This is a genomic window from uncultured Williamsia sp. (assembly GCF_947494875.1).
Lineage (GTDB): Bacteria > Actinomycetota > Actinomycetes > Mycobacteriales > Mycobacteriaceae > Williamsia_A.
Map to the genome: position 1 here is coordinate 236,742 of NZ_CANLWM010000007.1, position 19,161 is coordinate 255,902.

Annotated in this window: 19 protein-coding genes, 1 tRNA gene and 1 pseudogene; 12 read left to right on the forward strand and 9 right to left on the reverse strand. The window is 70.4% G+C overall.

Going from position 1 to position 19,161, the window contains the following annotated elements:
- Positions 1 to 134: 134 nt before the first annotated feature.
- Positions 135 to 1,400, forward strand: coding sequence for an HNH endonuclease signature motif containing protein (locus tag Q1A98_RS17280; RefSeq protein ID WP_299575761.1), 1,266 nt, complete (start codon positions 135 to 137; stop codon positions 1,398 to 1,400).
- A gap of 6 nt (positions 1,401 to 1,406) precedes the next feature.
- Here Q1A98_RS17280 and Q1A98_RS17285 read toward each other — a convergent pair whose 3' ends face one another.
- Both Q1A98_RS17285 and Q1A98_RS17290 read right to left on the reverse strand, forming a co-directional pair.
- Positions 1,407 to 1,970, reverse strand: coding sequence for a LemA family protein (locus Q1A98_RS17285; protein ID WP_299575763.1), 564 nt, complete (start codon positions 1,968 to 1,970; stop codon positions 1,407 to 1,409).
- A gap of 25 nt (positions 1,971 to 1,995) precedes the next feature.
- Positions 1,996 to 3,756 carry a DUF2207 domain-containing protein gene (locus tag Q1A98_RS17290; RefSeq protein WP_299575765.1) on the reverse strand — a complete coding sequence of 587 codons (1,761 nt, stop codon included), beginning with the start codon at positions 3,754 to 3,756 and terminating at the stop codon, positions 1,996 to 1,998.
- 116 nt (positions 3,757 to 3,872) lie between these two features.
- Between Q1A98_RS17290 and Q1A98_RS17295 the strand changes: the two genes are divergently transcribed.
- From Q1A98_RS17295 to Q1A98_RS17305, 3 genes are all read left to right on the forward strand, one after another.
- A tRNA-Ala gene (locus Q1A98_RS17295) sits at positions 3,873 to 3,945 on the forward strand.
- A gap of 109 nt (positions 3,946 to 4,054) precedes the next feature.
- Positions 4,055 to 4,486 (forward strand): hypothetical protein, encoded by a 432-nt coding sequence (locus Q1A98_RS17300; protein WP_299575767.1) that lies wholly within the window; start codon positions 4,055 to 4,057, stop codon positions 4,484 to 4,486.
- 59 nt (positions 4,487 to 4,545) lie between these two features.
- Positions 4,546 to 5,424 (forward strand): SDR family NAD(P)-dependent oxidoreductase, encoded by an 879-nt coding sequence (locus Q1A98_RS17305; RefSeq protein ID WP_299575769.1) that lies wholly within the window; start codon positions 4,546 to 4,548, stop codon positions 5,422 to 5,424.
- A 209-nt stretch (positions 5,425 to 5,633) separates the two neighbouring features.
- Here the strand turns inward: Q1A98_RS17305 and Q1A98_RS17310 are convergent, their stop codons facing one another.
- On the reverse strand, positions 5,634 to 5,906 hold the full coding sequence (locus tag Q1A98_RS17310; RefSeq protein ID WP_299575771.1) for a hypothetical protein: 273 nt from the start codon (positions 5,904 to 5,906) through the stop codon (positions 5,634 to 5,636).
- 86 nt (positions 5,907 to 5,992) lie between these two features.
- On the opposite strand from Q1A98_RS17310, the gene crtI reads away from it, so the two are divergent.
- On the forward strand, positions 5,993 to 7,477 hold the full coding sequence (crtI, locus tag Q1A98_RS17315; RefSeq protein WP_299575773.1) for an NAD(P)/FAD-dependent oxidoreductase: 1,485 nt from the start codon (positions 5,993 to 5,995) through the stop codon (positions 7,475 to 7,477).
- On the opposite strand, the gene Q1A98_RS17320 is transcribed toward crtI, so the two are convergent.
- From Q1A98_RS17320 to Q1A98_RS17345, 6 genes are all read right to left on the reverse strand, one after another.
- On the reverse strand, positions 7,464 to 7,811 hold the full coding sequence (locus Q1A98_RS17320) for a hypothetical protein (protein WP_299575775.1): 348 nt from the start codon (positions 7,809 to 7,811) through the stop codon (positions 7,464 to 7,466). The two genes, crtI and Q1A98_RS17320, sit on opposite strands and share 14 nt — an antisense overlap.
- A 9-nt stretch (positions 7,812 to 7,820) precedes the next feature.
- Positions 7,821 to 8,888 carry a gephyrin-like molybdotransferase receptor GlpR gene (glpR, locus tag Q1A98_RS17325; RefSeq protein ID WP_299575777.1) on the reverse strand — a complete coding sequence of 356 codons (1,068 nt, stop codon included), beginning with the start codon at positions 8,886 to 8,888 and terminating at the stop codon, positions 7,821 to 7,823.
- A 105-nt stretch (positions 8,889 to 8,993) separates the two neighbouring features.
- Positions 8,994 to 9,659 (reverse strand): GNAT family protein, encoded by a 666-nt coding sequence (locus Q1A98_RS17330; protein WP_299575983.1) that lies wholly within the window; start codon positions 9,657 to 9,659, stop codon positions 8,994 to 8,996.
- A 45-nt stretch (positions 9,660 to 9,704) separates the two neighbouring features.
- Positions 9,705 to 10,970 carry a gephyrin-like molybdotransferase Glp gene (gene glp, locus Q1A98_RS17335; protein ID WP_299575779.1) on the reverse strand — a complete coding sequence of 422 codons (1,266 nt, stop codon included), beginning with the start codon at positions 10,968 to 10,970 and terminating at the stop codon, positions 9,705 to 9,707.
- Between the two features lie 90 nt (positions 10,971 to 11,060).
- On the reverse strand, positions 11,061 to 11,996 hold the full coding sequence (locus Q1A98_RS17340; RefSeq protein ID WP_299575781.1) for a UTP--glucose-1-phosphate uridylyltransferase: 936 nt from the start codon (positions 11,994 to 11,996) through the stop codon (positions 11,061 to 11,063).
- Between the two features lie 73 nt (positions 11,997 to 12,069).
- Positions 12,070 to 12,906 carry a trans-aconitate 2-methyltransferase gene (locus Q1A98_RS17345; RefSeq protein ID WP_299575783.1) on the reverse strand — a complete coding sequence of 279 codons (837 nt, stop codon included), beginning with the start codon at positions 12,904 to 12,906 and terminating at the stop codon, positions 12,070 to 12,072.
- 216 nt (positions 12,907 to 13,122) lie between these two features.
- Here Q1A98_RS17345 and Q1A98_RS17350 point away from each other — a divergent pair, with 216 nt between their 5' ends.
- The 7 genes and pseudogenes from Q1A98_RS17350 to Q1A98_RS17380 all read left to right on the forward strand — a co-directional run bounded on the left by Q1A98_RS17350 (position 13,123) and on the right by Q1A98_RS17380 (position 19,102).
- Complete coding sequence (locus tag Q1A98_RS17350; RefSeq protein ID WP_299575785.1) at positions 13,123 to 14,946, forward strand: EAL domain-containing protein; 1,824 nt, start codon at positions 13,123 to 13,125, stop codon at positions 14,944 to 14,946.
- Positions 14,947 to 15,031: 85 nt separating this feature from the next.
- Positions 15,032 to 15,541 carry a DUF4442 domain-containing protein gene (locus tag Q1A98_RS17355; RefSeq protein ID WP_299575787.1) on the forward strand — a complete coding sequence of 170 codons (510 nt, stop codon included), beginning with the start codon at positions 15,032 to 15,034 and terminating at the stop codon, positions 15,539 to 15,541.
- A 42-nt stretch (positions 15,542 to 15,583) separates the two neighbouring features.
- A complete protein-coding gene (locus tag Q1A98_RS17360; RefSeq protein WP_299575984.1) occupies positions 15,584 to 16,405 on the forward strand; it encodes an alpha/beta hydrolase in 822 nt (273 codons plus the stop codon).
- Positions 16,402 to 16,992 carry a 5-formyltetrahydrofolate cyclo-ligase gene (locus tag Q1A98_RS17365; RefSeq protein ID WP_299575789.1) on the forward strand — a complete coding sequence of 197 codons (591 nt, stop codon included), beginning with the start codon at positions 16,402 to 16,404 and terminating at the stop codon, positions 16,990 to 16,992. The genes Q1A98_RS17360 and Q1A98_RS17365 overlap by 4 nt, the downstream gene beginning before the upstream one ends.
- Positions 16,993 to 17,077: 85 nt before the next feature.
- A pseudogene (locus Q1A98_RS17370) lies at positions 17,078 to 17,830 on the forward strand (YoaK family protein).
- Positions 17,831 to 17,930: 100 nt separating this feature from the next.
- Positions 17,931 to 18,305, forward strand: coding sequence for an FmdB family zinc ribbon protein (locus Q1A98_RS17375; RefSeq protein ID WP_299575791.1), 375 nt, complete (start codon positions 17,931 to 17,933; stop codon positions 18,303 to 18,305).
- Between the two features lie 95 nt (positions 18,306 to 18,400).
- Positions 18,401 to 19,102: an SAF domain-containing protein gene (locus Q1A98_RS17380; RefSeq protein WP_299575793.1), complete on the forward strand. Its 702-nt coding sequence runs from the start codon at positions 18,401 to 18,403 to the stop codon at positions 19,100 to 19,102.
- The last annotated feature ends 59 nt before the right edge of the window (positions 19,103 to 19,161 follow it).

The following is a 19,161-nucleotide window of genomic DNA, read 5'->3' on the forward strand; positions in this document are numbered from 1 at the left end:
GTTCGTTGGGCAGCAGGAACCGTTCGTTGGGCGGTTGGAACCGTTCGTTGGGCGGTTGGGACACCCGAAACCGTTTGTTCACAGCCGACTTCGCGAAGTCTGTCGTGTCGGACCCCTCGTGTACACATGTACGTATGACGAGGGCGGGCACCATCGACGCGCGGGACGCGCTGCGTGATGTGATGGCTGTGCTCGCCCACCTTCCCGCTGCCGGTGATGAAGCCGAGGCGGTTGATCGGATCTCCCTGATGGAGTCGATCAAATGGGCCTGTGCCGCGGGGCAGGCCGCCGACACTCTGCGGTTGCAGGAGTTGCGGTCCGCCGCCGAGGCCGAGCGTGGCGTGCCAGTCGAGAGACGGTGCCGCGGACTGTCGGCCGAGGTGGCGTTGGCGCGGCGAGTCTCCGGGAACGCCGGTGGCCGGCATCTCGGGTTCGCCCGCGCGATGGGCGAGATGCCCAACACCTTCGCTCGCCTGCGCGACGGCTCGTTGTCGGAGTGGCGGGCGACGATCCTGGTCCGCGAGACCGGCTACCTCCAGGTCGAGGATCGGCGCGTCATCGATCACGCACTGTGTTCCGACCCGGCCACGCTCGACGGGGTCGGTGACCGCGCTCTGGAGGCGTTGGCGAAGCAGATCGCCTACCAGCGTGACCCACACGCCGTCGTCGATCGCAACGCATCCGCGCCGAAGGACCGTCGCGTCACGATGCGGCCGAAACCCGATGCGATGGTTCAGCTCTCCGCGCTACTACCGATGAAGGCCGGGATCGCCGCCTATGCCGCACTCAAGCAGCACGCGGACGGCCTCGTCGGGGACGGTGACCGCAGCCACGCCCAGATCATGGCCGACACCGTTGTCGAACGCCTCACCGGCAAAGCCCGCGCCGAAGACGTGGCCGTCTCCGTCGATGTCGTCGTCAGCGCGGATGTCCTCGTCGGAGACTCCTCCGCCGCGGCGGAGGTTCCCGGCTACGGGCCGATCCCGGCTGATACCGCCCGGGACCTGATCGCCGATACCCTCGACGCGGACGCGCTGGTGACGCTGCGACGGCTGTTCGCAGCCCCCGACTCCGGTGCGCTCGTCGCGATGGAGTCGAAGGCCAGGATCTTCCCCTCCGGGCTGCGACGTTTCATCACCCGCCGCGACGTCTCGTGTCGCTTCCCGTACTGCGACGCCCCGATCGCCGAGATCGACCACGCACACCCCCACCACGACGGCGGACCGACGGACGCACTCAACGCGCTGGGCGAATGCCGCACCCACAACCGGCAGAAAGAGAACCCCGGCTGGGCGGTCACCACCGCGATCGACGACGACGGCACCCACGACGCGTTTATACGAACACCCACCGGACACGAACACCGCTCCCGCGCACCGGCGCGACCGGACGCCGCGTGACGACCTTCAGAAGCTGACGGTCGGCGGTGCCTGCTGGCCCTCGGGGGCCTTGTAGAACTCCCGACGGCTCACCTTGGCGATGCCGGAGAAGAACATCCACGGGATGGTCGAGACGAGGGTGTTCAGTGTGCTCACCGCATCGTTGTAATACTGCCGGGCGAAGGAAATCTGGTTCTCCGTGTCGGTGAGCTGACGCTGCAGATCGAGGAAGCTGCTGTCCGCCTTGAGGTCCGGGTAGGCCTCGGCGACCGCCATCACGTCGACGAGCGCCTTCTGCAGCTGCGCATCGGCGGCGGCCTTCTCCGGCACCGCACCACCCTGGGCGGCAGCCGCCACCCGCGACCGCGCCTCCGTGACCGCCTCCAGCACGCCCTTCTCATGTGCCGCATAGCCCTTGACGGTGTTCACGAGGTTCGGGATGAGGTCGGCCCGTCGGGTCAGCTGGACGTCGATGCCGCCGAGCGCCTCCTGCGCCCCGATGTCGGCCTTGCGCAGCTTGTTGAAGCCGACGACGCCGCCGATCACCAGGATCACCACGACGACGACGATCACGATCAGCGCGATCACCATTGCAGAACTCCTCTGTCACCGGTTGTCACCATGAACCCCCACCGCCACCGCCCCCGCCCCCGCCGCCGGAGAAGCCACCGCCGGAGAACCCGCCGCTAGAACTCGACGACGACTTCTGCGTCGCCTCGTACGACGAGATCGCCGACGACACCGACGACGAGAAGTCCGACGTGAACCCCGCGAACGTGCCTGCGCCGTAGCCGGCGTAGAAACCCGGACCGCCCGAGAACCAGCCCGGGGCGGGCGGGTCCTCACCGACGGCGACGCGGTACTTCTCGGCCCACACGTCGGCGACGCCGAACGCCACCGCCCACGGGATGTACTGCGTGTACAGCTCTTTGCGGCCGCTGAAGTCGAAGCGCGCCTCCGACGACCGCGTGCCGAGCACACGTCGGAACCCGCCCACCTGCGACCACACGTCGCGACCCTTCTTGGTGCGGAACGTGACCGCGCCGGGCTGCAACACGGGGAGGCAGATCACTGCGAACACGGCGAACGGCAGCCCCAGCAGCGACATGTCCAAGGGATTCCAGATGTAGACCACACCCGCGACGACGGCGGCGAGGATCAGTGCGAGCCGGGCAACCGAGGCAAGCCGTGCGGCCTGCAACAGCCCCGACGACGTCGCCCACGAGCTGAGGCTGCTGTCGAAGTGGGACCGGACGTCCTTGAGCTGCTTGCCTGCATCGACGTCGGACGGGTCGGCGGTGAAGGTCGCACCGGGCCGGACCCCCAACGATGCCGCGACGTCATGGGTGACGGTGTCCAGCGGCGTAGGTGGCCGGTCGCTGCCCCGGATCGACCAGCTGTCGCCCTCTTTCGCGATCGTCGCCGCCCCCCGCTCCCCCATCTCGAGGATGGTCGCGGCGAACAGGTCGTCGGAGGTGCGCTCGGTCATGACGAACGCGCCCTGCGCCGGACCGAGACCCGCCGGCGGCGCGTACATCAGCGGGAACGCGGGCGCCGGTTCGTGGGTGCTCCGCACGATGTACGCGGCGACCCCGGCCGCGAGCAGCGCGATGACCCCGACGACGACCGCCCACGGCACCGATCGTCCGAGCACCGAGTCGAAGGCAACGGTCCACGGCAGTGTGACGCGATCGGGCGTGGGGACGTCGATGCGTGTCTGGAGGGTGACCGGCGTGTGCGGTTCCAGTTCGCCCGTCGCGATCGTCAGTGCGGATCCGGCCGCTGTCGCGGTGCACCCGGTGGTCGACGCGGTCCCGACCGCGCAGCGGATGTCCTGCGGGGCCGCGGGGAGCTCGACGCGGATCTGACTACGCGCGATCGGCATCTGCCATCCGCCGGGGATGACGTTCCAGTAGAACTGCGAGCCCGTGGCGCCGTTCTCGGCGCGACCGAGCACGCCCGGGATCGTGTACTCGACGACGTAGCGGTGCGCTCCGCTGATGGTGGTGTCGGCGTCGCCGATCTTGGCGACGCGGTAGCGCCCGTTCGACTGGCTGGTCACGTCGAGGCCGTCGGGCTGCCCGTCCCGGGTCACCGTGATGTCCTCGGGGACCAGCCGGGCGTGCCGGTCGGACGGGTCGACGACGTCGAAGAAGCGGAAGATCCCGTGCTTGCTGACCGGGAAGTCGACGTCGAGGGTCTCCGTGGCGCGCAGACGGCCGTCTGCCGCGACACGGAAGTCGGCGGCGTAGTCGGTGATCCGCGCGGTCTCCGTCGTCGGCGAGCCCGAGTCGTCGCCGGCACCCGAGAGCAGCGGGATGAACATCGCGCCCACGGCGACGAGCAGCCCCACGACCACGGTGACGGCTCGCCTCATGGGTCGGCAGCGTAATCGAGTGCGCGGGGTTTGCCCGGGTTACCGGGCTCGTCCGATGACGACCTCCCGATTTCGGCCCAGCCCGACGCCTTTGCTAGCCTGGCAGAGCTTCACCAGGGGCTATAGCGCAGTTGGTAGCGCGTCTCGTTCGCATCGAGAAGGTCGGGAGTTCGATTCTCCCTAGCTCCACTCCATCCGGCGATTCATCCCGCATCTCGGTCGACCACCAGGTTCGACGAGGCGCTCACACGACAGGACGAGGACCAATCCTGTCCGCGTTGGCTTCTACCGTCGGCGCATGACCACACAGCAGCCGCGCACCGTCGCGCAGAAGATGGGCATCCGGACGGGCTCACGCGCGCTCCTCCGCGGTGCACCCGCATCCGCCGTGGCCGCGATGATGCTGCCCACGCTCGACCTCGTCGACACCCCGACCCCCGGCCTGGACCACGTGCACCTCTTCGTCCGGACGCAGCAGCAGCTGCGGTCGGAGTTCGCGACACTCCGCGACGCCGTCGGCCCGGCCGGGATGCTCTGGGTCTCCTGGCCGAAGGGTGGTCGACTGGGGACGGACCTCACGATCCGCTCGGTCATCGCGATCGGATACGACCGCGGCATGGTGGAGAGCACCTGCCTGCGCATCGACGACACCTGGTCGGGCCTGAAGTTCACCCATCCGAGGCCGGGGAAGGTCTACGCCAACAGCTACGGGACACTGCCCGGCCGGTAGCGCCCTCCCGCCGAGCACTGAGGCAGGATCTACGGCACCGCTCCGACATAGAGGTGACCATGAGCCGATCGACGCTGCCGGCCGTTCCCCCACTCCAGCTCGCCGACGCCGTCGTCCTGGTGACCGGCGCGGCCGGGGGAATCGGGCGGGCGGTCGCACGAGAACTGCACGGGCGGGGCGCGCGTCTGGTCCTGGTCGACCTCGATCTCGCCGCCGTGCAGGACGCGGCACGGGGACTGTCGCCGGATCGCGTGCTCGCCCTGGCCGCGGACGTGACCCGCCGTGAGGATCTCGACGCCGCGGTCGCCGCGGCCATCGAGACCTGGGGACGACTCGACGTGGCGTTCGCCAACGCCGGCATCTCCAGCGGGGACACCTCGGAGACCGTCGCGAGCGTCGCCGACGGCGTCTTCGAGAAGGTCATCGCGGTGAACCTGCAGGGCGTCTGGAACACCGTCCGCGCCTCGCTGCCCGCCGTGCTCGACGCGCAGGGGCATGTCCTGATCACGTCGTCGACGTACGCCTACGTCAACGGGATGGTCAACGCCCCCTATGCGGCCACCAAGGCCGCCGTGGAGCAGATCGGGCGGGCACTGCGGGTCGAGGTGCGACGGCATGGCGCCACCGCCGGAGTCCTCTACCCCGGGTGGGTGCAGACGCCCATCGCCGACGTCGCCTTCGGGAAGGACCCGCTCGCGACAGCCCTCGTCGCCCGGGCCTTCCCCGCGCCGTTGCGCCGCCCGATCGCCCCTGCGCGGGTCGGGAGTGCCGTCGCCGACGGCATCGAGGACCGGCGCGCGCGGATCCAGGTGCCGCGCCGATGGATCCCCGTCTCCGCGCTGCGTGGCATCGTCAACCCGATCTCCGACGCGGTGCTCCGGTCGGATCGCAGACTCGTCGAGCTCGTCGGCGAGGTCGAGGGTCGTACGTCCCGCTGACCCGGCTGCCGAAAATCGACAACACGGACTGGTCACAAACCAGTTCACGATCGTGAACCTGGGTACAGTCAGCAACGGACCGTATGGGGTGTCCCCCCCAATCCCCATCCGATCCGCTCCGCGCACCGCGTGGAGTATCTCCTCGGAGATGCCGACGGCCCCCTGTCTCCCCCGACCCGGGGGCCGTCGGTCCGGGGATCCGGACGGTGTCAGCGACCCGTCGGCCGCATCGCTCCCCCATCGTCCGGCCTGGTCAACGCCGTCAGGGTGTCGATGTGCGACCGCGCCTCCGACAACTCCGTGCGTCGCTCGCGGGCGTCGGCGGGGAGTCGCGGTGCGGTCCGGCAACCCGGTTCCGCCGCCGCCGTCTCGAGAGCGGAGATCTGACGCTCCAGCCGCGTCGCGACGGTGACGAGGTGATCGAGAAGCGCCTCGGCCTGGTCGCGCGTGATCCGCTCCGAGCGGCCCGCGTCGAGTGCCATACGGACAAACTACCTGTGCATCACGCGTGCTGCATCGGCTGTCGGACCCGCGCCGGTGGCACGATGGAGCGGATGGGGAACAGAGCGTGACGCGCGTCGTCGTCGTCGGGGCCGGGGTCGGGGGACTCTCCGCGGCCGTGCGCCTTGCCGCGGTCGGCCACGAGGTCACGGTCCTCGAACACGCCGACGAGCCGGGCGGCAAACTCGGCGTCATCCGTCACGACGGGTTCGTCTTCGACACCGGCCCGTCGCTGGTCACCATCCCCGACATCCTCGAGGACCTGTTCGCGGCGACCGGCGCGCCCCTGCGCGAGGTGCTCGACCTGCAGCGCCTCCCCGTCGCAGCGCAGTACCGCTTTCCCGACGGGGCGATCCTGGACATGCCCGGTCATCTCGCGGACATCCCCGACGCACTCGACGCCGCCCTCGGCCCGGGGCGCGGCGAGCAGTGGTCGTCCTTCCTGGGCCGGGCCGAACGCATGTGGGAGGCGTCGCGCGCGACGTTCCTCGAGAACCCGTTGACCGTCGAGTCGCTGCGCCACAACCACCCCCCGCTGCGGGACCTGCCGGCGATCGCGCCGCTGCGGACCCTGCGTGGCATCGGGCGGAAGTACCTCTCGGACCCCCGGTTGCTGATGCTGCTGGACCGCTATGCGACCTACACCGGGTCCGATCCCCGCCGGGCCCCGGCGGCTCTGGCCACCGTCCCCTGGGCCGAGCAGGCCTATGGGTCCTGGTACATCCGCGGCGGACTGGGGCAGATCGCCACAGCGCTGCAGGACCGACTGCTGTCGCTCGGCGGGCGCATCGAGTTCGGCACGTCGGTCGGCACCATCACCACCGAGAACGGCAGGGCGAGCGGCGTGGCACTGGTCGACGGGTCGCATGTCCCCGCCGACGTCGTCGTCGCGAACGCCGATGCGCGCTCGGTGTACGGCCACCTCCTGCGCACCCCCACCACGAAGCGGATGGCGCGGCGAGTTCTCGCGCCCACGCCGTCGTTCTCGGGTTTCGTGCTGCTGCTCGCCGTCGACGACCCCCCGGCCGACCAGCCCCACCATCAGGTGCTGTTCGCCGAGGACTACGACGCCGAGTTCGACGCGCTGTTCGGTCGAGGTGGCGGGCCCCGGCCCGTGGAACGGCCCACCGTCTACATCTCCGCACCGGACGACCCGGCGATCGTGCCCGGGCCCCGCACGGGCGCGTGGTTCGTGCTGGTGAACGCGCCACGGCACGAGCCGGGCCACGGGGTCGACTGGGACACACCGGGACTCGCCGACACCTATGCCGATCACATCCTCGACCTCATGGCCGAACGCGGGGTCGACGTGCGCGACCGCATCCGCTGGCGCGGGATCCTGTCCCCCGCCGAGCTCGAACGCCGCACGCTGACGCCGGGCGGCTCGATCTACGGCTCGTCGTCGAACGGCGCCCGGGCGGCATTCCTCCGCCCGCAGAACGCTTCTCCCGTCCCCGGGGTGTACCTCGTCGGCGGATCGTCGCATCCCGGCGGCGGACTGCCGCTGGTGATGCTGTCGGGCAAGATCGTCGCCGACCTCATCGGTCGCTGAGGTCGCCTCCGTCGTAGCCGGCCTGCAGGCGCTTCGGCGCGCGACGGCGCCAGGCGTCGGTCAGCATGTCGCGCACCACACCCGGGTCGGCGTCAGCGAGGGCGACCGCGACCGCTGAGACCTTCTGACCCCAGAGCACCGGAGTACACCAGGCGAATTCGGCGACGGCCTCGTCGATCTGGTCCGGCGCCACCATGATCCGCAGCGTCGCGGGGTCGGGGTGCGTCGCGAGGATCGAGGTCCGGAAACGCAGGCAGTCCATCCCGTGGTGGTCGCCGACGGTGACCTCGGGCAGTCGGCCTGCGTGCGCGACGACGTCCTCCCAGACGACCACCGACGCCGCCTACTGGCCGACGGCCCTGCGGTAGTCCGGCTCCTCGCGCATCATGCGCCGGTGTTGGAACGGGGGCAGGTGGTCGAACACGGGGTGCTCGTCGTCGATCTCGAGAACCACCGCGCCCGGTCGGCGGAGGTGGAAGGGGATCTCGTCGGCGAACGGATCGCCGACGTCGTCGAAGTCGCGGTGACGCCGCGGAGCGCGCGTGGCACGGGCAGCCCGACGTCGGCGGATCTGCTCCTCGATGCGCACCGCGCGACGCAGGAACGCCATGTAGAGGACCAGCAGGCCGACGGTGACACCGGTTGCCGCCCAGGCGAGACCGCCCAGCGCGATGCCGACGCCCAGGCCCGCCAGCGACAGCACGGCGAGCAGCAGGACGGTGCGCTGCCGCGCACGGTAACGCTTCTCGCTGCGGCGGGTGTCGGCGGCAGGGTCGTACCCGCCGCGTCCACGACGAGCGGGCTCGTCGTGGGCGTCGTCGATATCGTCCGAGACGTCGTCGAAGTCCTCGACCTCGTCCGAGAGATCGTCGTCCGACAGGTCGTCGCCCGAGTCGAGATCCGCGTCGTCCGCCAGGTCCTCGTCCGTCTCGAGTTCGCTGTCCGCGTCGATCAGGGCGTCGGCGTCGTCGGTCTCTTCGGTCCGCGTGACGTTCTCCACCCGCGGCTTCCCGAGGTGGATGGCGTCGAGATCGACGACGGGGCCGTCGGACTCACCGTCGGCGGGTGCGTTGTCGGAGTCGGTCGTCTCGTCGAGGTCGGCGACGGCCGTCGCGGTCCGCGCGGAGACACGCTCGCGGCGCGCGTCGACGTGGTCGTCGGCCTCGTTGATGAGGTCCCCGGCCTTGCGGTACTCCCGCTCGGGCGCGACCCAGCCGGCGTCGTGGGGATGGCGGCCGGCGGCGATGCGGCGCGTCGCGCGCGACATGGCCTTCCCGCCGCGGTCGATGACGCGGGTGGCCAGCGTCGCCTGGGTGGGTTTGCGCAGCTCGGGACGGCCCTTGATGAGCATGGGGACCAGGACGAACAGCCAGATCGCCACCAGACAGATCCACAGCACGGAGTTGGGCATGCGGGTGGCCTCCTCTCGGCGTCATCCCTGTGACCACACCAGTCACATCCGACTGCCGTGAAGGCTAGTGCTGCGGGCGGCTCCACCAGCGCAGACGCGCCGGGGTCAGGAGCGAGAGTTTCCCGCGGGGTAGGCGGCCCGACCACTGCGCACGATCGCCTCGGCGGCGCTGCCCACGATCTCCTCGACGGTGAGCGCGAACAGCAGGTGGTCACGCCACCCGCGGTCGACGTCCATGTAGCGCTCCAGGAGCCCCTCGCGCCGGAACCCGACCTTGGTGAGCACCGCCTTCGACGCCTCGTTCGCCGGCTGCACCGTCGCCTCGACGCGGTGCAGACCGACCGGACCGAAGCAGTGGTCGACGGCGAGCGCGACAGCGGCGGTCACCACACCGTTGTTGGTGCGGTCGGCGTCGATCCAGTAACCCACCCAGGCGTTCCGGAGCGCGCCACGCTGGATGTTCCCGATGGTCAGTTGCCCGACGAACTCACCGTCGAGCTCGATCGCGAGCGGGATCATGGTCCCCGCCTTGGCCTCCCGGCGGAGCACCGAGAACAGCGCGGGCCAGGCGGTGACGTGGTGACGGTCGTTCCAGTCGCCCTCACCGGTCGGCTCCCACGGGATCAGGGTTGCCTGGTTCTTGATGCGCAGCGCGCTCCACGCACGGGCATCACGCATCCGGACACCGCGCAGACTCACCGCACCGCCGGGGGTGACCAGGGGCCCGAGCTGCGTGGGCCACCCGGGATGCGGACCACCGCGCCTGTTCACCGAACGCCGGAACACCACCGAACTCTATTACGCCGCGCGACGCGGTCAGCCGCGTTGCGCGAGGAACAGGACGTCGACCTCGTCGCCGGTGTGCACCTCGTCGACGTCGGACTCGACGACCACCAGGCAGTTGGCCTCGGCGAGACCGGCGAGCAGGTGCGACGACCCGCTCTCCGACGACCCGATGACCTGGACGAGGTACTCGCCGGTCTGCTCGTCGCGCATCAGCTGACCGCGCAGGTATCCGCGACGGCCCCGGACCGAGGCGATCGGGCCGACGGTGCGGGCACGGATCACCCGTCGCATCGGCTTGCGCTTGCCCAGCGCGATACGCACGAGCGGCCGCACCATCACCTCGAACGCGACCAGCGCGCTGACGGGATTCGAGGGCAGCAGGAAGGTGGGCACCTCGTCGCGGCCGAGCTGACCGAAGCCCTGGACCGAGCCGGGATGCATGGCGATGCGGTCGATCTCGATGTCGCCGAGAGATGCCAGCGCGTCCCGGATGTTCTCCGACGCGGTGCCGCCGAGCGGCGCACAGATGACGACGATCTCCGAGCGGATCAACTGACCCTCGACGACGTCGCGCAGCTGCGACGCCTCGCGGCTGGCGATCCCGACCCGGTTCACGTCGGCGCCGGCGTCGCGGGCGGCCGCGGCCAACGAGTAGCTGTTGACGTCGAAGACCTGCCCCGGGCCGGGGGTCCGGTCGATGTCGACGAGTTCACCGCCGACGGAGATCACCGACAGCCGCGGACGTGGGTGGACGAGCACGCGCGTGCGCCCGACCGCCGCGAGCAACCCGACCTGCGCGGCACCGATGATGGTGCCCGCCCGGACCGCGACGTCACCGGGCTGTACGTCGTCGCCGACATGCCGGACATAGTCGCCGGACTCGACGGCGTGGCCGATCTTCACCTTCGAGAGCCCGCCGTCGGTCCATCGCAACGGCAGCACCGCGTCGGCCAGGGTCGGCAGCGGCGCCCCCGTCTCGACGCGGACCGCCTGGCGGGGTTGCAACCGTGTGGGCGTCCGGGAACCGGCCGACACCTCGCCGACCACCGGCAGTACGACCACGACGTGCTCCCCCGGGGTGTCGGAGTCGTCGGACGCGATGCCTGCGTCCGCGACATCCACACTGCGGACGGCGTATCCGTCGATGGCGGCCTGGTCGAACCCGGGCAGCGGGTTCTCGGTGACGACCTCCTCGGCGCAGAGCAGACCCTGCGCCTCGCTGATGGCCACCCGGACCGGGCGGGGTGCGACCGCCGCGGCGGTCACCCGTGTCAACTGGTCCTCGACCGAGCGCATCTCGCCTCCCGCCTGCTCCCCTCGCCCCGGACACGCCGGGACCCGTCGTCGGGGACTGACGTTAGCCGTGCCGGTCCGCAAACGGTGCGATCAGGAGTCCTGGGCGAGCCGTTCCACGAGGTACTCGCGCAGTTCGGGACCGATGTCGTCACGGTCGAGCGCGAAATCGACGGCAGCCTTGAGGTATCCACCCGGGTTGCCCAGATCGTGGCGGGTGCCGTGGTGGACCACCACGTGCACCGGGTGACCCTCGGAGATCAGCAGGGCGATCGCGTCGGTCAGCTGCAGCTCGCCACCCGCGCCGGGCTCGATGCGCCGCAGGGCGTCGAAGATCGCACGGTCGAGGATGTAGCGCCCCGCGGCCGCGAGGTTCGACGGCGCGTCCTCCTTCGCCGGCTTCTCGACCATGCCGGTCAACTTCATCACGTTCGGGTTGTTCGCGTCCTCGAGCTCCTCCACCTCGAACACGCCGTAGGCGCTGATCTTGTCGTGCGGCACCTCGATCGCGCAGAGCACCGTGCCGCCGCGGCGGGCGCGGGTGCGTGCCATGACCTCCAACACACCCCCGGGCAGCACCAGGTCGTCGGGGAGCAACACGGCGATGGCGTCCTCGTCGTCGCGCAACTCGGGTTCCACGCACCCCACCGCGTGGCCCAGCCCCAGCGGCTTGTCCTGGACGACGGCGGCGACCTCCATCAGCGACGGCGCCTTGCGCACCTTCGCCAGCATCGACGCCTTGCCGCGCTTCTCCAGCGTCGACTCCAGGACGAGGTCCTCGACGAAGTGCGCGACGACACCGTCCTTGCCCGGCGAGGTGACGATCAGGAGCCGTTCCGCCCCAGCCGATTTCGCCTCCTCCGCGACGAGCTCGATGCCCGGCGTGTCGACCACCGGCAGCAGTTCCTTGGGCACGGTCTTCGTCGCGGGGAGGAAACGGGTACCCAACCCAGCAGCGGGGACGATGGCCGTGCGCGGGATCGGCGGCGTGTTCGGAACGCTCTCGTATTCGACGCCCTTGGGTCCCATGACCTACCTCTCACCTCAGCGTGCGCGGTTCGTCGGAGACCCTAGGTGCGATCCCCGACCGTCGCCTGTGAACCTATCGGGTGTCCGCTGTGCGTGCGGGCCGTGCGAGCACCGCGGTCCGTGAGCCGCGAAGGTCCCAGGACACCGCACGCGTGGCTCGCCGGGCACGGTCCACCGCATCGAGGAGTGACTCCGAGTCGACGCGTGTCACCCGATCGGTCGACGCGGCCGCGAGCCGGTCGAGGTGCCTCAGGGCGTGGCGTGCGGCGGCGGCATCGGACGCCGGATCGGCCGTCGTCACGAACTCGCGTTCCTCGACGACCTGCCACCCGTTGTCGCCGATCACCTGCGCCCACGGCCCGCCGTGCAACGGCATCGACTCGCGCAGACGCATCCCGAGCGCGTCGGCCGCCCGCCGTTCGGCGGCAGCGGCGGGATCGTCGTCGGCGAGCACCAGCAACGGCAGCGCGACCTCCACCACGCAGAGCATCGCGTCGCCGTCGGAGGCGTCGCCGAGTCGTCGGAGCACCGCGCCGGCGTCGGCGACGTGGTGCAGGCAATTCGAGGCGAACACCACATCCGCCGACGACATCGGCACCTCGTGGTCGATGTCGGCGACGACGGTGTGCACCAGCGCCGCCACCCCGGCGCGCTCGGCTCGCTCGGCGAGCACAGAGAACCACGTGTCCTGTGCGTCGATCGCCGTGATCTGCGCGGTCGGCAACCGACGCGCGAGTCCGAGGGACGCGACGCCGTTCCCGGCACCCAGGTCGACGACGAACGACGGGGCTCCGGCCTGCTCGACCACCCAGTCGAGCAGGTCGTCCCAGTGCCGCGCGAACGCGGCGGTCTCGTCGTCGAGGCCGTCGAAGGTGCGGGCGTGACCGTGATGACCGTGCTCGTGCGCCATGGAGGACACCCTAGAGGTGGCTTCGCAGTATCGGCACATCATCGTGCCAAAACAGCACTTTGTTGCGTGGCGACAACGGACTCCGGATCCCAACATTTGTCATGCCAAGACCACATGAGAAATCGGCGGAAGTGCAGTTCACGGACTCGCCGACGGTAAGATCCGGTTCGATTGCGACCGTCGGCGTCGCCACCGTCGAGAGGGGTGGGTCGGTTCATGCTCCACCATCGGCCCACCACCTCGCCCGCCCGAGACGAGGGACTCTTCCACTTCCTCGACGGCCGCCAGGCGTCGTCCATCAGGCGCTACGCGGCGATGCTGACGATCGGTACGGGACTCGCAGGCCTGACGGCATGGCCGTCCGCGCGAGGCGGACCGTTCTCACCCGCCGGGTGGACGGTGGCGGTGGTGGCCCTGTCCGCGATCCCGGCAGCGTGGTTGTGGTTTCGCCAACGCCACCGGCGCCGGGCGGACCTGCTGTTCGTCGCGTATGCGAACTGCGCGACGACAGCGGTACTGCTCCTCCTGTACCCGATGTTCGGGGCGATGCCGGGAGTGGTCCTGTACGGCCCCATCGCGTTCGGCGCGCTGTTCCTCCTCGGACCGGGCTGCTTCCTGGCGAACTCCGCTGTCGGACTCGGCGTCCTGGGCGTGTTCGTGGTCGGGACCGCCGTCGAAGGCGCGCCGATCGCCAACATCGCCTGTCGCACACTGATCGTCGTGACCGCGCTGGCGATGCCCGTCGGATACTGGCTGTACCAGCGTCGGCTCCTCACATTGGTGACCAGCGTGCAGCGCGATCCCGTGACCGGGCTCTTCAATCGCGTCGGGTTCGAGGTGGCAGCCGCCGCAGCCGACACCGGCGACGTCGACTCCCCGATCTTCGTCACGGCCTCGGTCCAGATCCACGGTGACGCACTGCTGTCTGGCGGAAAGGGCGCACGGGGAGTCCCCGCGCAGGTGTTCGCCACCGCCGGGGCTTTGAGGGACATCACCCCGTACGGCGGGTTCACGGCGCGGACGTCCGCGACGGAGTTCCTCGTCGGGATCTGGGTCGACGGATGGGACGCGGCCTCGTCGACCGTCGAGGCGATGCTCTCGGCGCTCGACGAGCTCGCCGGTGTCACGGGCGAGCGGAACGCGCGCTGGGGCTGCGTCGTGACCGCCCACAATCAGGAGGGGTCGCCCACGACGACCGCGACGTGGACCGTGCAGCGGTCCATCGCCGCCGCAGAAGCGCGTCGGCGAGATCCGGACACGCGAGCGCACCGGGATTCCGGGCCCGAGATCACGTTCGACGATGTCCGCGCCGTGGTGGACGGGGCCGGCCCGATGATCGTCTTCCAGCCGATCGTCCGGGCGGGCGACCATGCCGTCCTCGGATACGAGGCCCTGTCCCGCTTCCCCGGCCATCACGCGTCTCCGCAGGCGTGGTTTCGCGCCGCCGGAGAGCTGGGCCTGTCGGTGGCCCTGGAGACGTCGGCCATCCACCGGGCACTGGACGCCGCGCAGCGCCTCCCGGCGTCGGTGTTCGTCAGCGTGAACGCCTCACCCGCGACGCTGTCGTCGCATCGGTGCCGCGAGATGCTCGTTGCCGCGGCGTCCACACGCACCGTCGTAGTGGAGATCTCCGAGACCGCCCTCGTCTCTGTCGACGACGAGGTACAGACGGCTTTGTGCGTACTCCGAGCTGCGGGGATCCTCATCGCGATGGACGACGTGGGTGCGGGCTACGCCGGCTTCCGCCAGCTGCTCGCCGTCTCACCCGACATGATCAAGGTCGATTCCGCGATCACCCGCGGCGTCGACACCGACCCCGCGCGCCAGGCGATCGCGCGCTCGATGGTCGAGTTCGCCCGCGTGACCGGCGCTCGCTGCGTCTTCGAGGGCGTGGAGACCCGGGCCGAACTCGACACTGTCACCGCCTGCGGCGTCGAGATGGTCCAGGGATACCTTCTGGGACGGCCGTCCCAGATCAGCGCCTCCGCCGACCGTCGGCGCACCCAGGGCGCCGGCGACCGATCCCCGGGGAGCGCGTAGCCGATCAGGCAGGTGACGACGCGATTTTGCCCGGCCGCGCTGTTCCGCGCCCAACAGTGCCATCGGCGAATGGCAGGATGGTCGGATGACCACGACGTCGGCCGCCCTGGGACCGCGCAAGACCCCGTTCCACCGGTGGCTGTACCGACCCGCGCGCTTCCGTGTACTGGTGAGCCTCTACCCGCCGCTGCTGGGCGCGGGTGTGCGGGTCTCGCGCATCGCCGACGACTGGACGTCGGGCACGGTGACCCTGCGTGTCCACCCCTGGACGGCGAACCTCCATGGCGCGGCGTTCGGCGGCGCGCTCTTCAGTGCGACCGACATCCTCTACGGGATGATGCTCGCCGCTCAACTCGGTCGACGATTCGAGGTCTGGACCAAGTCGGCGCACATCGAGTTCCACGCCCCCGGCCGCGGACGACTCCACCTCGGCGTCACTCTGTCCCCCGAGGAGACCGAGAAGATCCGCCGGGACACCGAACGCGACGGGTCGTCGGACGTCCTCCACCGCGTCGCGATCGTCGACGCCGATGGGACGACCGTCGCCGAGGCGGCACACACGATGCGGGTTCGCGTCCGCGCCGCATCGACGTGACCCCCGACGCCTCGGACGCGTGGGTACGGTGCGTGCGTGCAGATGCGCGAGTTCGCCTGGCGTGACGGGCAGGTCATCCGGTGGGACCGATTCGGCACCGGGCCCGCCGTCGTCTTCTGCCACGGGACGCCGTGGTCGTCGGAGCTGTGGCGGCCGATCGCGACCGCCCTCTCCTCGCGACACACGGTGTACCTCTGGGACATGCCGGGGTACGGGCGATCGACCCAGGCCGACGGTCAGGACGTGTCCCTGGCGACGCAGGGTGAGGCTCTCGCCGACCTGATCCGACACTGGGGTCTCGACGATCCCGTCGTCGTCGCACACGACTACGGCGGCGCCGTCAGTCTCCGGGCACATCTGTTGGGGCGGATGCCATATCGCGCCCTGGCCCTCGTCGACGTCGTCGCGCTCCGGCCATGGGGGTCGCCGTTCTTCCGACTCGTCGCGGAGAACGCCGAGGTGTTCGCCGCCCTCCCGGACCCATTGCACGAAGCGCTGGTCCGTGCGTACGTCGCCGTCGCGGCCCATCGTCCGCTGCGCGCCGAGGACCACGACATTCTTGTCCGACCGTGGCTCGGTGCGACCGGCAAGGCCGCCTTCTACCGCCAGATCGCCCAGGCCGGCGAGCGGTACACCGACGAGATCGAGCCGCTGTACCCGAGCCTGGACCTCCCGGTCCTCGTCGTGTGGGGTGCCGACGACACGTGGATCCCGGTCGATCGCGCGCACACCCTCGCCGAGACGATCCCGGGGGGCGAGCTCCACGTCGTCCCCGACGCGGGCCACCTGATCCAGCTCGATGCGCCCGAGAGACTCACCGCGATCCTGGCCGACTGGCTGGCCCGCGTGGGGATGGTCCGATGAGCGATCCCGCTGCCGCGAAGAAGGCGCTGCGTGCCGACCTGATCCGCCGTCGCGACGCGATGTCCGACCACGACCGCGCGCAGGTCGGCACGGCGTTGGCCGGCCACCTGGGCGAGTCACCCTTACCAATCGGCCCCGACAGCACCGTGTGCGCCTACGTGTCGATCGGGACCGAGCCGCCGACCGGCCCGCTGCTCGCCGCACTCGCCGAGACCGGCGCCCGGGTCCTGCTGCCGGTCACCCTCCCCGGCGCCCCCTCGCCGCTGGAGTGGGCGGTCGCCGACGGGCCCGAGGCGTTGGCGCCCGGCAGGTTCGGCCTTCTCGAACCCACCGGCGAACGCCTCGGACCGACCGCCGTCACCGACGCCGACCTCGTGTTCGTCCCCGCTCTCGCCGTCGACACCCGAGGGGTGCGGCTCGGACGGGGCGCGGGCTTCTACGACCGGTCGCTCGTGGGTGCCCGGGGTGCGCTCGTCGCCGTCGTCCACGACGACGAGATCCTCCCCCTGGTCCCCGGTGACGACCTCGACGTCGCGATGGACTGGGCACTGACGCCCGGGGCGGGCTTTCGCCGCCTGTCTGCCTGAGTGTTCACCACCCGGGTCCGTCGTGATTGTGAGACGTCCCACGCGTGAGGTATCGACGGGTGAACTGCGGATAGCGTTCGCGCACATGACCACCATCCGCGTCACGCGGGAAGATGCCATCGGACGTGAAGCACAGTTGTCGTGGCTCCTCGCAGCGGTGGCGGGGATGATCGGCGCGGCAGCGTTCCTGGATTCCGACGGATACTTCGTCACCTTCATGACCGGCAACACCGAGCGGGCGGTCCTGCAGGGCTTCGACACCACCCGGGAGCGGGGTGTGATCGGGCCCGTCGCCCTCAACGCGGCTTTCCTCATCCTCGCGTTCGTCCTGGGCGTCGCTGTGGCGATGTACCTGCGCCGCAAGCTGTGGAAGAACAACCCGCACGGCATCACCGTGCTCACCACGCTCGGACTCTTCGCAGCGGGGATGACCGACCTGGTCCTCAACGGGTTCGGGACCAACGACGTCACCTAGATCCCGATCATCATCGTCGCGTTCACGGTCGGCACCCTGAACACGGCGTTCGTGAAGAAGGGCGAGGTGTCCATCCCGCTGAGCTACGTCACCGGGACGCTCGTGAAACTCGGGCAGGGGGTCGAACGGCACGTCACCGGTGGGGGCACCTTCTACGACTGGCTCGTCTACGCGCTGCTGTACGCGGGTTTCATCCTCGGCGCGGTCGTCGGCGGGGTGGTCGCCTCGATCATCGGCGGCGGATACGTCCTGTTCGGCGCGGCCGGCCTGTGCGCCGTGGCCACGATCGTCGCCTACTTCCACACCGACAAGCTGCGGAAGCACGCGTGGCCGCCCGAGCCTGCGGAGCAGACCGGCGCGTGACACCGCGGTTGGCACTCGCGTCGGTCGAGTGCCAATCGCGCGCTAGACTGTTCTGCGGTCCCGCTCGGGGCCCAGGTTCTTCCCTCCCGGAGGTGAGTCGGTGCCGACCTACTCGTATGCGTGCACGGAGTGCGACAACAAGTTCGACATCGTGCAGTCCTTCAGCGACGACTCCCTGACGGAGTGCCCGCGCTGCGGCGGTCGTCTGCGCAAGCTGTTCAACTCCGTCGGCATCGTCTTCAAGGGCAGCGGCTTCTACCGCACCGACAGCCGCTCGGGTTCGACGGTCGGCAGCGACTCCGGGTCGGACTCGTCGTCGAGCTCCGACTCCTCCTCGTCGAAGGACACCTCGTCGTCGAAGGACGGTTCGTCGAGCAGCAGCTCGTCGTCCTCGTCCGGCAAGGACAGTTCGTCCTCGAGCAGCAGCTCCTCGAGCTCCTCGTCGTCGGGCAGTTCGTCCGCCAAGGCCTCCTGACCGACTCCTCCCCAGGTCGGCCCGCATCCCCAGGCTGACGGTGTGACGCCGCGCGGACCGGTTTTGACCTGAGCCGGACGACATACCGTCCGCGCATGCCGCGACCTCCTTCCCGCGATCTCCGTCTCGACCCGACGATCGTCGACCGGATCCGCGGCACACTGCGGCCCGGATGGGCCCGATCGTTGGCCGTCCGGCGGATCGCGGCGGTCGTCCTCGTCGGGGTCGCCCTCACGTCCGCGCTCATCGCGCATCGGGGCACGCGCCTGACGACAGTGATGGTCGCGGCGCGAGATCTCTCGCCGGGTACCGAACTCGTCGCGGAGGATCTGCGCGCCGTCGAGGTCGACCCAGCCGTCGTCCCACCCGGCGCCCTGCGCATGACCCGAGACGGGTTGAGCCGCACGGTCACCGGCCCCGTGCACGACGGGGAGATCCTGACCGACTGGCGACTCCTGTCGCCGCGACTGCCGGCGCTGCTTGCCGACGACGACGGCGCACGCCTCGTCCCCGTCCGCCTGGCCGACGACGCTGTCGTCGACCTGCTGCGTACCGGCGACGTCGTCGACGTCCTCACCGAATCCGACGACACGGCGGGACCGGACGAGCCGCGCCGACCGAGCCCACGTCACGACGGCACTGTCCTGGTGCGCGGCGCCGTGGTGGCGGTGGTCCCGGCCCAGCGGAGCACCCGCGACACCCGCGCGCCGGTCGTGATGCTGGCCATGCCCGAACGCGACGCCCACGCGGTCGCCGGCACCGCCCTCGCCGCGCCGGTCACCGTCGTCTTCCATTAGCGCGCGGTGCTGTCGGGACGTCGAGAACGGCCGGGGGGGGGATCGCTGGTCGGCGATCT